The organism is Sphingomicrobium aquimarinum (genome assembly GCF_039655735.1).
Lineage (GTDB): Bacteria > Pseudomonadota > Alphaproteobacteria > Sphingomonadales > Sphingomonadaceae > Sphingomicrobium > Sphingomicrobium aquimarinum.
The window spans coordinates 1019257-1033208 of sequence record NZ_JBBYXH010000001.1 but is presented as its reverse complement, the minus strand read 5'-3'; the positions used below and the strand labels follow the sequence as shown (position 1 = coordinate 1033208).

Annotated in this window: 16 protein-coding genes; 8 read left to right on the top strand and 8 right to left on the bottom strand. The window is 65.2% G+C overall.

Translation table 11 applies throughout. From position 1 onward, the window contains the following. Positions 1-56: 56 nt before the first annotated feature. The 3 genes from WJS89_RS05370 to WJS89_RS05360 all read left to right on the top strand — a co-directional run bounded on the left by WJS89_RS05370 (position 57) and on the right by WJS89_RS05360 (position 2416). Positions 57-1658 carry a helicase HerA-like domain-containing protein gene (locus WJS89_RS05370; protein ID WP_346339892.1) on the top strand — a complete coding sequence of 534 codons (1602 nt, stop codon included), beginning with the start codon at positions 57-59 and terminating at the stop codon, positions 1656-1658. Continuing rightward, complete coding sequence (locus WJS89_RS05365; RefSeq protein WP_346339891.1) at positions 1655-2035, top strand: nuclear transport factor 2 family protein; 381 nt, start codon at positions 1655-1657, stop codon at positions 2033-2035. The genes WJS89_RS05370 and WJS89_RS05365 overlap by 4 nt, the downstream gene beginning before the upstream one ends. A 72-nt stretch (positions 2036-2107) precedes the next feature. After that, positions 2108-2416 (top strand): hypothetical protein, encoded by a 309-nt coding sequence (locus WJS89_RS05360; protein WP_346339890.1) that lies wholly within the window; start codon positions 2108-2110, stop codon positions 2414-2416. A 3-nt stretch (positions 2417-2419) separates the two neighbouring features. Here WJS89_RS05360 and queF read toward each other — a convergent pair whose 3' ends face one another. Further along, positions 2420-2866, bottom strand: a complete 447-nt coding sequence (queF, locus tag WJS89_RS05355; protein ID WP_346339889.1) for a preQ(1) synthase — start codon at positions 2864-2866, stop codon at positions 2420-2422. 121 nt (positions 2867-2987) lie between these two features. Here queF and WJS89_RS05350 point away from each other — a divergent pair, with 121 nt between their 5' ends. Both WJS89_RS05350 and WJS89_RS05345 read left to right on the top strand, forming a co-directional pair. Further along, complete coding sequence (locus WJS89_RS05350) at positions 2988-3215, top strand: hypervirulence associated TUDOR domain-containing protein (RefSeq protein ID WP_346339888.1); 228 nt, start codon at positions 2988-2990, stop codon at positions 3213-3215. Positions 3216-3277: 62 nt separating this feature from the next. Then, positions 3278-4108 (top strand): sulfurtransferase, encoded by an 831-nt coding sequence (locus WJS89_RS05345; RefSeq protein ID WP_346339887.1) that lies wholly within the window; start codon positions 3278-3280, stop codon positions 4106-4108. Positions 4109-4289: 181 nt separating this feature from the next. On the opposite strand, the gene WJS89_RS05340 is transcribed toward WJS89_RS05345, so the two are convergent. The 6 genes from WJS89_RS05340 to WJS89_RS05315 all read right to left on the bottom strand — a co-directional run bounded on the left by WJS89_RS05340 (position 4290) and on the right by WJS89_RS05315 (position 10692). Then, positions 4290-4835 (bottom strand): winged helix-turn-helix domain-containing protein, encoded by a 546-nt coding sequence (locus WJS89_RS05340; protein ID WP_346339886.1) that lies wholly within the window; start codon positions 4833-4835, stop codon positions 4290-4292. 1 nt (position 4836) lies between these two features. Beyond that, positions 4837-5232: a DUF3035 domain-containing protein gene (locus WJS89_RS05335; protein ID WP_346339885.1), complete on the bottom strand. Its 396-nt coding sequence runs from the start codon at positions 5230-5232 to the stop codon at positions 4837-4839. Continuing rightward, complete coding sequence (lspA, locus tag WJS89_RS05330) at positions 5225-5713, bottom strand: signal peptidase II (RefSeq protein ID WP_346339884.1); 489 nt, start codon at positions 5711-5713, stop codon at positions 5225-5227. The genes WJS89_RS05335 and lspA overlap by 8 nt, the downstream gene beginning before the upstream one ends. Next, entirely contained in the window at positions 5710-8529 is a 2820-nt protein-coding gene (ileS, locus tag WJS89_RS05325) for an isoleucine--tRNA ligase (protein WP_346339883.1), read from the bottom strand. Before ileS ends, lspA begins: the two co-directional genes overlap by 4 nt. A 72-nt stretch (positions 8530-8601) precedes the next feature. Further along, positions 8602-9528: a bifunctional riboflavin kinase/FAD synthetase gene (locus WJS89_RS05320; RefSeq protein ID WP_346339882.1), complete on the bottom strand. Its 927-nt coding sequence runs from the start codon at positions 9526-9528 to the stop codon at positions 8602-8604. A 129-nt stretch (positions 9529-9657) separates the two neighbouring features. Beyond that, on the bottom strand, positions 9658-10692 hold the full coding sequence (locus WJS89_RS05315; protein ID WP_346339881.1) for a succinylglutamate desuccinylase/aspartoacylase family protein: 1035 nt from the start codon (positions 10690-10692) through the stop codon (positions 9658-9660). A gap of 238 nt (positions 10693-10930) precedes the next feature. Here WJS89_RS05315 and rpsM point away from each other — a divergent pair, with 238 nt between their 5' ends. From rpsM to WJS89_RS05300, 3 genes are all read left to right on the top strand, one after another. After that, positions 10931-11299: a 30S ribosomal protein S13 gene (gene rpsM, locus WJS89_RS05310; RefSeq protein WP_346339880.1), complete on the top strand. Its 369-nt coding sequence runs from the start codon at positions 10931-10933 to the stop codon at positions 11297-11299. Positions 11300-11359: 60 nt separating this feature from the next. Continuing rightward, positions 11360-11749 carry a 30S ribosomal protein S11 gene (gene rpsK, locus WJS89_RS05305; protein WP_343343767.1) on the top strand — a complete coding sequence of 130 codons (390 nt, stop codon included), beginning with the start codon at positions 11360-11362 and terminating at the stop codon, positions 11747-11749. Positions 11750-11844: 95 nt separating this feature from the next. Next, complete coding sequence (locus WJS89_RS05300) at positions 11845-12900, top strand: DNA-directed RNA polymerase subunit alpha (RefSeq protein WP_346339879.1); 1056 nt, start codon at positions 11845-11847, stop codon at positions 12898-12900. 310 nt (positions 12901-13210) lie between these two features. Here the strand turns inward: WJS89_RS05300 and WJS89_RS05295 are convergent, their stop codons facing one another. Then, positions 13211-13789: a hypothetical protein gene (locus WJS89_RS05295; RefSeq protein WP_346339878.1), complete on the bottom strand. Its 579-nt coding sequence runs from the start codon at positions 13787-13789 to the stop codon at positions 13211-13213. Positions 13790-13952 lie beyond the last annotated feature (163 nt).

Sequence of the window (13952 nt, the reverse complement as noted above, 5' to 3'; positions counted from 1 at the left end):
GGGCTTGCGCCCCGCGCGCCGCCACCCCTAGTCTCCTCTTCCAAGAGAGCGAGGGGATGGCGGTGAGCGAGACGATCTTCATCGGAACGGCGGGCGAGGGCGGCGAACCGCAGGCATTGCGGCTCGATCGCAGCAATCGCCACGGCCTCATCGCGGGCGCCACCGGCACCGGCAAGACGATCACGCTGCAAGGGCTCGTCGAGGGTTTTTCCGCAGCAGGCGTTCCCACCTTCCTGTCCGACGTCAAGGGCGACTTGGCGGGCATCGCGATGCCCGGATCACCGACCCACAAGTTGCACGAGGCCTTCACCAAGCGCGCCGCCAAGATCGGCTACGCGGACTATTCCTACGCAAGCTTCCCGGTGCAGTTCTGGGACCTGTTCGGCAAGCAGGGCCATCCCGTGCGCACCACGGTCAGCGAAATGGGGCCGCTGCTCCTCGCGCGCCTGATGGACTTGAACGACACGCAGGAAGGCGTGCTCACGATCGCCTTCCACCTCGCCGATGCCGAGGGCCTGCTGCTGCTCGACCTCGACGACCTCCAGGCCATGCTCGGTCATGTCGGTGAGCGGGCAGCCGAGCTTCGCAACGATTATGGCAACGTCTCCTCGGCCAGCGTCGGCGCGATCCAGCGCAAGCTGCTCCAGCTGCGCAGCCAGGGCGGCGACCTCTTCTTCGGCGAGCCCGCGCTTGCACTCGACGACTTCTTCGGGGTGGACGAGGAGGGCAAGGGCGTCGTCAACATCCTCGCCGCCGACCAGCTGATGCAGAGCCCGCGCCTCTATTCGACCTTCCTCCTCTGGCTCCTTTCCGAACTGTTCGAGGAATTGCCAGAGGTCGGCGATCCCGCCAAACCCAAGCTCGTCTTCTTCTTCGACGAGGCGCACCTCCTGTTCGACGATGCTCCCAAGGCGCTGGTCGAGAAGGTCGAGCAGGTCGTCCGCCTCATTCGCTCCAAGGGCGTCGGCGTCTTCTTCGTCACCCAGAACCCCATCGACATTCCCGACGATGTCGCGGGCCAGCTCGGCAACCGCGTCCAGCACGCGCTGCGCGCCTTCACCCCGCGTGACGAGAAGGCCGTCCGCAGCGCCGCCGAAACCTTCCGCGAAAATCCGGCAATCGACGTTGCAGAGGTCATCACCGAGCTGAAGGTCGGTGAGGCGCTCGTGTCCGTTCTCGACGCCGAGGGCGCGCCGACGCCCGTCGAACGCACGCTCGTCAAACCGCCGCGGGCCCGTGCGGGCGTTCTGTCGACCGGTGAGCGCGCCGCGATCATCGCTTCCGACGCCATCGGGTCGCGGTACGACGAGCGGCTCGACCGCGAAAGCGCCGACGAGATCCTCGAAGCCCGCGCCGCCGCCAAGGCCGAAGCCGCCGCCGAAGAAAACGCGCGCCTCGAGGCCGAAGAAGCGGCCGAGAAAGCGGAGAAGGAGCGCGCCCGCGAAGAGCGCAGCCGCCGCTCCAGCCATTCCGCTTCGCCCGTCGATCAGGTCGGCAAGGTCGTGCAGCGCACGATCGTCAACAAGATCGGCCGCCAGATCGGCAACGCCATCCTGCGCGGTGTGCTGGGGGGGATGGCGGGGGGCCGCGCCGCGCGCGCAACCGGCTCGACGAAGCGCCGTTCCGCGAAAAAGCCCGCATGGTCCAAGCTCCGATGACCGACGACCGGGCGCTCGTCGCGCAGCTCGAGGCCGAATGGCGCGAGGCCCTGTTCGCCAAGGACGAGGCCAAATTGCGCGCGCTCATCCATCCCGACTTCCAGCTCGTCGGGGTGCGGGGCAAGGAGCCCGTCAGCCTCGATCTCGACAGCTGGATCGATGCGCTCGCCAACATGGATGTCGTCGATCTTACGGTCGACGTCACCCATTGCACCCGCCACCAGGGGACGATCGTCGCCACCGTCGATGCGCGCTGGAGCGTGCGCTACCTCGGCCAGGTCATTCAGGAACGCGTATTGCTCACCGACCTATGGGTGCAATGCGAAAAGGGCTGGAAGGTGCTGCGGCGCCACTCGTCCCCGCTCGCCTGCGACTAGCGATACGCGCAACTTGAATGCGTGCAAGTCGTTGCCATATATAGCGAAACCGGTTTCGTGGAGGGAACGACAATGAGCATGTTGATGATGGCAGTCGCGATGAGCGTCTCGGGTCAGTCGGCCGATTCGGTCACCGCTCCGCGTACGCGATTCGATGAATGCCTCCAGCAGCGCGTGGCCGCCGCCAAGAGAGCGGGGGAGACGCCCGACAACTTCCGCAAGGCCGTGCGGACCGCCTGCGCCGCCGAAGCCGCTGCCTTCAGGACCGCGCTGATCGCCTACGACCGGTCGACCGGACAGAGCCAGGCCGAAGCCGAAAGCTGGGCCGACCAGGATATTGCCGACCACCGCGATGCCGCCGCACGGCGCTACGAGCGCTAGGCCTCAGCCCCGTCCCCGATACGTCTGGACACCCTGATCCGGGAGCCACAGGGCTTCCGGCGGCGCGCCCGTCTGCCAGAAGACATCGATGGGGATGCCGCCGCGCGGATACCAGTAGCCGCCGATCCGGAGCCACTTGGGCTTCATCTCGTCGCTGAGCCGTTTGCCGATCCCCACCGTGCAATCCTCGTGAAACGCCTGGTGGTTGCGGAAACTTCCCAAAAACAGCTTCAGGCTCTTCGATTCCACGATCGTGTCGCCTGGCGCATAGTCGATGACGAGATGCGCGAAGTCGGGCTGGGCCGTCACCGGGCAGAGCGAGGTGAATTCGGGTGCCGTAAAGCGCACCAGATAAAGTTCGTCCTTGCGCGGGTTGGGGACATAATCGAGTTCGGCCTCGTCCGGCGAGGCGGGAAGCGGGCTGTCGCTGCCGAGAAATTTGGGTTCCATGCCGCTGCCTCTAGCGCAGCGGCGACCACGCGCGCAATCGGCGGCTGCGTCCACGTCCTTTGGTCCAGTCGAGGGAGCGCGGGCCGCGGTTCGCGCTTTGATGGATCGAAAGGAAACCATCATGAGCAATTCGAACAGCTTCCAGACCGATCAATATGTCGAGTGGGACTGGGGTAACGGCAAAGGCAAGGGCCAGATCGAGGAGCGCTTCGAGCGCGAAGTCACCCGCACGCTCCAGGGCACCGAGGTCACCAAGGAAGGCGACGAGGACAATCCCGCCTATCTCATCAAGCAGGAAGACGGTGACAAGGTGCTGAAACGCGGGTCGGAACTGAGCGCCCAGAACTAGACGCGGACCCAACATCCGTTCGTTTTTCGACAGGCTCGGGACGAACGGGTAGGGGAGTTGGCATGGACACCCTCGTCACGCCCGAATGGCTCGCCGCCCACCTCGACACCGTGCAGGTGGTCGACGCGACGACCTTTCTCCCCGGCACGCCGCGCGATGCCGAAGCGGAATTCCGCGCCGCACACCTCCCGGGCGCGGTACGGCTCGACATCGGGACGTTCGCCGATCCCGATGCCGCGGCGCCGCACATGCTGTCTCCACCCGCGCTCGCATCGCAGATGCTCGAGGCGCTGGGCCTTCACCGCGACCGATCGATCGTCGTCTACGACGACAGTCCGCTCCGGACCTCGGCGCGCGTCTGGTTCACGCTGCGCCATTACGGCGCGCGCGATGTCGCCGTGCTCGATGGTGGGCTGGCGCGATGGAAGGCGGGCGGCCATCCGCTCGAAAGCGGCGCGCCGTCGCCCGTTCCCGGCCATTGGCCCGTCGCCGAACGGACCCGACCCATCGTCACCAAGGCGATGCTGCTAGAGGAGGCCGCGCCGCCGGTCGTCGATGCTCGCGCGTACAATCGCTTCATGGGCGAGGCCAAAGAGCCGCGCGAAGGGACGGAGTCCGGGCATATCCCGGGAGCGCGCAGCCTGCCCTTCGGGGAACTGTACGCCGACGACGGGACGATGAAACGCGGCGCTGACCTCGAGGCGGCGTTCGCTGCACGGGGCGTCGATCCGCACGCTCCCTTCACCGCCAGTTGCGGATCGGGCGTCACGGCCTGCTCGAGCCTTCTGGCGGCGCATCTGCTCGGCTCGGACGCGGGCCGTCTCTACGATGGAAGCTGGTCGGAATGGGGCGCGGACCCCGACACGCCCAAGGAGCAGGGGCCGCCCGCCTAAGCGCCGTGGTCTAGAGCGACAGGTGCTTGGGCCGTTCGGCCTCGCAGCCTTTGGTGCGCCGTTCACAGCCCTCGAAGGCTCGGGGCGATGCACCTGCGGTGCGGGCGATAAAGTCTCGAACGGGCAGGGGAGCGATCATGCGGCCACAATGCAGCCGCAGGTCTAAAAAACCCCTTAACGCCTACTGGTCGATGTCGCGCAGGATCCAGCCGCGCTGAGGGATCGTCTCGATGAATTCCGCACCGCCGCTCGCGCTGCGCAGCTTCTTGCGCAGCTTGGAGATGAAGACGTCGATGATCTTGGGCTGCGGCTGGTCGTCGGCGCGGCGATAGAGATGCTTCAGGAGCATGTTGCGCGTGACGACATTGTTGCGCGCATAGGCGAGCAGTTCGAGCACGCGATATTCCATCTCGGTGATGCCGATGGGATGCCCGTCGATCCGAATGAGCCGCTGCACGCTGTCGACGTTCATCCGTCCTCCGCACAGGCTCTCGGGGATCTCGTCGCCCTGCGCCTTGATGTCGGCGAGCAGCTTGGACGCGGTTTCCTCCGCATCGCCGGTCGCGCCGCTCGATGGCGAACCGAGCACCTCCTGCTGGATGTCGCTCAGCGCCTGCTGCGCCTCGGCGACGAGCTCGAGCCCGTCCTCCAGTTTGCGCTTGGCGCGTTCCAACCGGCTCTCGACATCGACGAGTCCGTTCTGCAGCTTTGCCCCCGCGTCGCTCATCTTACTGCGGACGCTGCGTCGTGGCTTCGGCGGCATCGCTCTCGGGCGTGGAGAGGATGGTCTGCGTAGCGGCGCCCTTGTCGACGACCCGCGTATCGGGGTCCCCCGCGGTCGAGCGTGCGCCCAGCGGGATCACGCCGTCGGCGGCTTCGGAAACGACCACGCGTTCGACCGGTGCGCGCGCGGCGGGGCCGCCGTAGAGCGCTTCGAGCGCTCGGCTCTGCGCGTCGTCCGCGCTGGTCGATACGGTGCCCGCACGCGGCGGCTCCAGCGTGTAGTCGGGCGGGATGACGAGCGGCGCGTTGCGCGTCACCGCATATTCGTCGAGCGTCCCGCGCGTCGAGCCGCAGGCGGCAAGCGTGCCAGCCAGCAGGATGATGGGAAGGGCGTTACGCATGTTGTTTCTCCTCGGCATTCCGCGGCCAGAAGGCGCGGGCCAGCAATAGCACGACGCCGATCGTAATGGCAGCGTCCGCGATGTTGAAGACATAGAAAGGACGAAATTCGCCGATATGCAAGTCCAGGAAGTCGACGACATAGCCGAACCGTACCCGGTCGACGATATTGCCGAGCGCCCCGCCGAGGATCAGCGCGAAGCCCGCGCGGTCCCCCGCATCGCCCGGCCGGGTGATCCACCAGGCCACGAGCCCCGCGATGATCGCGGTCGCCGCGACCAGCCCCCAGCGCATCACATCGGAGGTCGCCTGCAGCATTCCCAGGCTGATGCCCCTGTTCTCCACCCAGGTGAGGTTGAAGACGGGCAGCAGATAGATCGAGCCCACGGCTTCCAGATCGAGCGGCCCGATCATCCACCATTTCACGATCTGGTCGACGATGAAAATCGCGAAGGCGATCGCGAAGGCACGGCGCTGGGTCACGAAAGCACCTCCGCGCAACGACCGCACAGGTCGCCGTCCTCGCCCACTTCGGGAAGGTGACGCCAGCAGCGTCCGCATTTGGAATGATCGGTCACGGTGATGCTCAGACCATCGCCCTTGTGAACGGGCCCTGAAATGAACAGCTCGGCGAGGAAATCTGAGTCTTCCGTGCTGTCGACCGTGACTTCCGCCGCAAGGCTCGAGCGGATGACCTTGTCCTTGCGATAGGGCTCGATCGCTTCGGTCACCTCGCGCCGCAGCGCGCGCAGCTTGCTCCACCGCTCGGCCAATGCCTCGTCGCGCCAGTCGTCCGAAATCCCCGGCCAGTCGAGCGTATGCACGCTGCCCCCGTCGGGATAGCGCGTGCCCCACGTCTCCTCGGTCGTGAACACCAGTACCGGCGCCATCCAGCGCACCAGCGCGTGGAACAGCACGTCGAGCACCGTCCGGTAGGCCGCACGCGTCGTCGTCTGTTCGCCCGAGGCAGGATCGACGTCGCAATAGAGCCGGTCCTTGCGGATATCGAAGAAGAAGGCGGACAGATCGTCCTGCGCGAAGTCGACCAACCGCCGCACGTAGGCATTGAAGTCGTAGCCCGCGATGTCGGCCTTGAGCGCGTCCGACAGCTGGCTGAGCCGGTGGAGCATGTAGCGCTCCAGCTCGGGCATATCGGCGGGCTGGACGGTCTCGCTGTGATCGAACCCGTCCAAGGCACCGAGCAGGTAGCGGAAGCTGTTCCGCAGCTTGCGATACTGGTCCGCCACGCCCTTGAGAATCTCGTCGCCGATGCGGTGGTCCTCGGTATAATCGACGCTCACCGCCCACAGCCGCACGATATCCGCGCCATACTGCTCCATGATCGTGAGCGGCGAGACGGTGTTCCCGAGGCTCTTGGACATCTTCATGCCCTTGGCGTCCATCGTGAAGCCATGGGTGAGGATTTGGCGATAGGGCGCGCGCCCGCGCGTTCCGCAGCTTTCCAGCAGCGAGGACTGGAACCAGCCGCGATGCTGGTCGGAGCCTTCGAGATAGACGTCGGCGGGGCTTTGAAGGTCGGGCCAGCGCTCGCTCTCGAGCACGAAGGCATGGGTCGAGCCAGAGTCGAACCAGACATCGAGAATGTCGGTGACCATCTCGTAATCGTCGGGGTCGCGATCCGGCCCGAGAAACTCGCCCGCACGGCTTTCGTCCCACGCATCAACGCCGTCGACCTCCATCGCTTGCGTGATCCGCGCATTGACGGCCTCGTCGACCAGCAGTTCGCCCGACTTGCGGTGCACGAACAGCGCGATCGGGACGCCCCAGGCGCGCTGGCGACTGATCAGCCAGTCGGGCCGCCCCTCAACCATCGTGCCGATGCGGTTCTTGCCCTTGGGCGGGAAGAAATCGGTATCGTCAATCGCGCCCATCGCAGTCTCGCGCAGCGTCTTGCCGCCGAGATGCTCGCGTTGCTCATCCATGCCGATGAACCATTGCGGGGTGCAGCGATAGATGACCTTGGCCTTCGAGCGCCACGAATGCGGATAGCTGTGATGATAGTCAGCGCTCGCCGACAGCAGCGCGCCGGCTTCGCGAAGGTCCGAACAGATCGGGCCGTCGGGCGCGTTGAACGGCTTGTTGATGACGCTGCGGCGCCGCTCGTCGTGTGCGCCGAGCCACAGCCAGTCGTCGCGATAGACGCCATTCTTCTCGACCGCGAAGACGGGATCGATGCCGTGCTTCTTGCACAGCAGGAAATCGTCCTCGCCATGATCGGGGGACATGTGGACGATGCCGGTGCCGCTGTCGGTCGTCACGAAATCGCCTGCGAGCATCGGCCGCGGCTTGGCGTAAAAGCCGCCGAGATGATGCATCGGGTGGCGGACAATGGTGCCGGCGAGGTCCGCGCCTTTGCCGATCCAGACTTCTTCCATCCAATCGGTGGGCTGATGTTCAGGCATAAGTGCGCGTTGAGCCACTTCGGCAATCAGATCGCGTGCGATTAGATACGAGCCGATGACCGCCTGATCCTTCCCGCCTTTTACGCGATAGAGAATATATTCAATCTCCGGCCCATACGCCAAAGCCTGGTTCACCGGGATCGTCCAAGGTGTCGTCGTCCAGATCACCGCATGTGCGCCGACCAGTTCCGCGATCGGGCTCTCCACGATCTCGAACGCGACGTCGATCTGCGGGCTGTCCGTCAGGTCCTGATATTCGACCTCCGCCTCGGCCAGCGCGGTTTCCTCGACCGGCGACCACATGACGGGCTTGGACCCGCGATAGAGCTGGCCCGTCTCGGCGAACTTGAAGAGCTCGGCGACGATCTGCGCCTCGGCCTCGGGCCGCATCGTCAGATAGGGCTTGTCCCATTCGCCGATATTGCCGAGCCGCTGGAACTGCTCGGTCTGCACCTCGACCCATTTGGCGGCATAGTCGCGACATTCGGCGCGGAATTCCTTCGCCGGCACGTCCTTCTTATCGCGCTTCTTCTTGCGATACTGTTCCTCGATCTTCCACTCGATCGGCAGGCCGTGACAGTCCCAGCCGGGCACGTAGGGCGCGTCCTTTCCGAGCAGCGTCTGCGCGCGCACGGTCACGTCCTTGAGCGTCTTGTTCAAGGCATGGCCGATATGGATGTCGCCGTTCGCATAGGGCGGGCCATCGTGCAGGATGAATTTTTCGCGGCCCTGACGGCTCTCGCGCACCTGCTCGTAAATCTTCTCCGAGCGCCATTTCTCGAGGATCCCCGGCTCCTTCTGCGGGAGCCCGGCCTTCATCGGAAAATCGGTTTTCGGTAGGAAGACCGTGTCTTTGTAGTTCGGCTTGTCGGACATTCGGCGAGCGATACTTGTGTGTGTCATCGCACACAACACCTATCGTCGCCCCAGCCTTCGCTGGGATGACGCCTAGCAACCCAACAGCCGCCGCGCCTCGACGGCATCGGCGTCCATCTGCCGCTTGAGCGCATCCATGTCGTGGAATTTGGCTTCGGGGCGCAGATAATGGTGCAGCGCCACTTCGACGTCCTGCCCGTACAGATCGCCCTCGAAGTCGAAGATGTAGGTCTCGAGCAATTCTCGTGGCGGATCGAACATCGGCCGCACCCCGAGGTTCGAGACCGCGTCATGCTCCGACCCGTCGGCGAGCCGCACTCGCGTCGCATAGACGCCGTAGGCGGGGCGCACATAGTCGCCCATCTCCATGTTCGCGGTCGGCCAGCCGAGCTCGCGTCCGCGCTTGTCGCCATGCACCACTTCGCGCTTCACCGCGAAGGGCCGCGTCAGCAATCGCGTGGCGGTAGCGGGATCGCCCGCCTGCAATGCCTCGCGAATACGGCTCGAGCTGATTTTCGCCTCCGCCAGCCCCACCGGCGCGATCGCCTCGGCCACCAGTCCATGCGCAGCGCCCACTTCGCGCAGCACCTCGACGTCGCCGTCGCGGCCCTTGCCGAAGGTGAAATCGTCCCCCGTCACGATCCCCGCCGCCTGCAACCGCCCCACCAGAAGATCGACGATGTAGCTTCGAGCGCTCATTCCCGCCAGCGCCGCGTCGAACCCGAACACGAGCATCGCGTCGGCGCCCGCGTGGGCGAACAATTCCTCGCGCTGGTCGAGGCTCGTCAGCCGGAAGGGCGGGGCATCGGGCCGGAAGTGCCGCACCGGATGCGGATCGAAGGTCGCGATGATCGCGGGGCGCCCCTCGTGCGCCGCCCGATCGATCGCCCGCCGCGCCACCGCCTGGTGGCCCAGATGAAACCCATCGAAATTCCCCAGCGCGATGATCGCGCCGGAAAGGCCGGAGGGCAGGGGATCGGTATGCGTGAAGCGGATCATCGCGAAGGCTGGCCGGAATTCATTCCCCTCCCATGCCGTTCGTCCCGAGCGAAGTCGAGGGGCGCTTGCTCGGACGCCTCTCGACTTCGCTGCGCTCCGCTCGAGACGAACGGCTTTTGAGAAGCGAGACTAGTCGATCTCATGCTCGTCGAGCATCATGCCCGACAGGCGTTGTTCGGTTAGGGGGTCGAGGTAGATGTTGTTGTCGCCGAGCTGTGCGATGTGGAGCAGGGCGTCGCCTTTGTTCTTCACGCCCAGATTGCTGTGGCCGATGACGATCCCCTCGATCGGCGACTTGAGGACCATCTCCTCGCGCGGATCGGTCGGGTCGCGGACGGTAGCCACGACCTGTCCCAGTGAGACGCGCCTTCCCGACGGCGTCTTGACCGAGGCGATGCCGCCGCGTGGCGCACGCAGCCAGAGCGAGCGCGTGGATTCCAGAGGCTCGACATATTGCCGCTTGCTGGGCTTGAGTTCGAGCATCTGCATTTCCTGCATCACGCGCAGGATGCCGTTGACGCCCGTGCGGGTGGTGAGTTCGTCGAAGCGCAGCGCCTCGCCCGCTTCGTAGAGCAGCATCGGCACGCCTTCCTCGAGCGCCACCCCGCGAAGGCTCCCCGCGCGAAGGCTCGACACCATGATGATCGGCGGGTTGAACGCCCGCGCCAGTTCGCGCGCTCGGCTCGAATCCTCGCTGACGCGGATCTGCGGAAGGTTGTAGCGGTGGATGGCGGCCGAATGCAGGTCGATCGCGAAGTCCGCGCGGGCGAGCAGCGTGGTGCGGTAGATATAGGCGATCTGGCTCGCGAGGCTTCCGTCCTCGTTGCCGGGGAAGGCGCGGTTGAGGTCCTTGCGGTCGGGCAGGTAGCGCGAGAAGCCGACGAAGCCGAAGGGATTGACAATGGGCACGGTGATGAGCGTGCCGCGCAGTTTCTTCGGCCGCACCTTGGCGAGCAACCGCCGGACGACCTCAATGCCGCTGATTTCATCGCCGTGCACCGCCGCGCTAATCAGCAGCGTCGGCCCTTCCTCGCTCCCGTGGACGATACGGATGGGCATGTGGACATAGCGGCCCGTCGCGTCGCGGCTGATCGGCAGGTCGACCGACAGGCGGGTTCCGGGCTTGGCGACATGGCCTTCGAAATCTAGGGGTTTTGCGCTCATGAGCACGAGGGCATAGCGGGGTGGGCCGGAAGGCGCTATCCCTGCGGTTCGTGGAGTGCGAACAGTTGACTCTGCGCGCCCCTATCCCTATCTCGCGCCCATCCTGATCCACCGGGTACCGGCGGCGCATCCCGTGCGTCTGCCGTTTTTTCGTTGAGAATCGGGATGCAAGAAACGCTTTGAGATAGGGCGCCCCGTGCCGGGCCACGCCCTGTGGAGCTTGAGGAGACTGTTTTTTATGGCACGTATCGCTGGGGTCAATATCCCGACGAACAAGCGCGTCGCAATCGCGCTCACCTACATCCATGGCATCGGTCACACGACCGCCAAGGGAATCATCGAAAAGCTGAAGATCGCGCCGGAACGCCGCGTCTCGGACCTGTCGGACCAGGAAATCCTGCAGATCCGCGAAGCCATCGACGCCGACCTCACGGTCGAGGGTGACCTCCGCCGCGAAGTGGCGATGAACATCAAGCGTCTGATGGACCTTCGTTCCTATCGCGGCCTTCGTCATCGCGCCGGACTCCCGGTCCGCGGCCAGCGCACGCACACCAATGCGCGCACCCGCAAGGGCAAGGCCAAGCCGATCGCCGGGAAGAAGAAGTAAGCGCCCTCAAGGCCGCTTCCTTCCTTTCCGCAGCACAGCTTTTAGAAGAGAGAATTTCCAATGGCACGTGAACCGCAACGCGTTCGTCGCCGTGAGCGCAAGAACATCACCGCCGGCGTCGCCCATGTGAACGCCAGCTTCAACAACACCATGATCACCATCACCGATGCGCAAGGCAATGCCATCAGCTGGTCCTCGGCCGGCATGATGGGCTTCAAGGGCAGCCGCAAGTCGACGCCCTATGCCGCGCAGGTTGCCGCCGAAGACGCCGGCAAGAAGGCGCAGGACCATGGCGTGAAGACGCTGGAAGTCGAAGTGAAGGGCCCGGGTTCGGGTCGCGAGAGCGCGCTTCGTGCGCTGCAGGCGGTGGGTTTCACCATCACCTCGATCCGCGACGTGACGCCGATCCCGCACAACGGCGTGCGTCCGTCCAAGCGTCGTCGCGTCTAACCCACGCGCCGATCGCTTGCCGGGGCCCCGATGGGCCGCGGACCACCATTACCGAAAAAGGCGGGGGACGCCCCGCCACCAGATCTGGGGACATTATGTCGATCAACGCGAAAAACTGGCAGGAACTGAAAAAGCCGCAGGGCCTCGACCGCAAGCCCGGCACCGACGCCAAGCGCAAGGCGACCTTCGTCGCCGAACCGCTGGAGCGCGGCTTCGGCATGACGCTCGGCAACTCGCTGCGCCGCGTGCTTCTCTCCTCGCTCCAGGGCGCGGCCATCACCTCGATCAAAATCGAGGGCGTTCTCCACGAATTCTCGTCGTTGGCCGGCGTGCGTGAGGATGTCACGGACATCGTCATCAACGTCAAGCAGATCGCGGTGAAGATGGAGGGCGAAGGCCCCAAGCGGCTGCAGCTTAGCGCGACCGGCCCGGGTGAAGTCACCGCGGGGCAGATCGCCACGACGGGCGATATCGAGATCACCAACCCCGACCTCGTCATCTGCCACCTCGACGACGGCGCGACGCTCAACATGGAACTGACCGCCGACATCGGGAAGGGCTATGTCCCCGCCGCGATGAACCGTCCCTCGGACGCGCCCATCGGCCTCATCCCCGTCGACAGCCTCTACAGCCCCATCCGCCAGGTCGCCTACAAGGTGGAAAACACCCGCGTCGGCCAGGAACTGGACTATGACAAGCTGAGCCTCACGATCGAAACCGACGGCACGGTCACGCCGGAAGACGCCGCTGCCTATGCCGCGCGCATCCTCCAGGACCAGCTCCAGCTGTTCGTCCACTTCGACGACAGCGCGATCGCTCCGGCGCAGCAGCAGAGCCAGGCGGGCACCGCGGAAGGCGGGCAGGACACCAACCAGCTCAACCGTTACCTGTTGAAGAAGGTCGACGAGCTGGAACTGTCGGTCCGTTCGGCCAACTGCCTCAAGAACGACAATATCATCTACATCGGCGACCTGGTGCAGAAGACCGAAGCCGAAATGCTGCGCACGCCGAACTTCGGCCGCAAGTCCCTGAACGAGATCAAGGAAGTGCTGGCGTCGATGGGCCTGCGCCTCGGCATGGAAATCCCCGGCTGGCCGCCCGAGAATATCGAAGAGATGGCGAAGAAGCTGGAGCAGGAATTGCTGGGCTAAGCAGCGTGCCACCGAGCATAAGAAAATAGGCCGTCCCGTCCGGGGCGGCCTTTTTCTTATGTCGAAGAGAGGGCGGAACGCGGCTGACCTGCCACGCAGTGGATGGGATAGACAGGCTCAGGCTGCCGTGACCCGTCTCTACCTACGCCACGCCAAACTTTCGCTTACTCTGACCTGGAGATCATCCTGCGGATTGGACGTCCATTATCCGCGGGCAAGAAGCTCATCAGGCAATTGCTGCTTTCCCTTTCTCGACGTCTCCACGCAAATAACGCTGTCCTACAATGAACCAAATGGGTTATATGCTTTCCTATCGGGAGCGGAGGTGTAGCATGGAACGACGGGACGCAACGGTCTGGGAGCAGCGTTTTCTCGAAGCCTTGTCGCGGTGCGGTAACGTGCGGATGGCGGCGCGGGCGGCGGGGTGGATCATTCGACCGTATATACACGGCGGCGGATGTCGGCAGGGTTTGCCGAGCAGTGGCGCGCGGCGCTGGCGACGGTGGAACGGATGGGCGTCCGTCCGCTCGAGGACGCTGCGCCGGGCGCCGAGTTTGTCGCGCAGGGCGGCAAGCAGGTGCGTGTCGGGCCGGGGCGGTGGGGCGCACGGGCGCAGAAGGCCTTTATCGAGGAACTTTGCGCGAGCGCGCATGTCGGGCGGGCTTGCGAGGCGGCGGGATTTTCGAACACGGCGGTCTACCGGCGCCGGCTGAAGGATGCGCATTTCGCGGCGGAATGGGACGCGGCCGTGGCGGTCGGGCGTGCGCATCTGGAGGCCATGCTGGTGCACCGCGCGGCGCACGATCTCGATCCCGATGCCGTGGCCATCGGAGACGGCACGACGGGGCGGCCGATGATGGTCGCCGAAGCGCTTGCGGTCCTCAAGCATGGCTCCGGACGCGGTCCGAGCGGAGCGCCGAACATGTCCCGAATGCAGACGGCGGAAGAGGCGGAAGCGGCGGAGGCGGGGGTCATGGAGGTGCGCGCGCGGATCGCGGCGAAGCTCGACCGGTTGGGGGAAAAGATCCGGCGGCAGAAGATTCGCCGAAGGG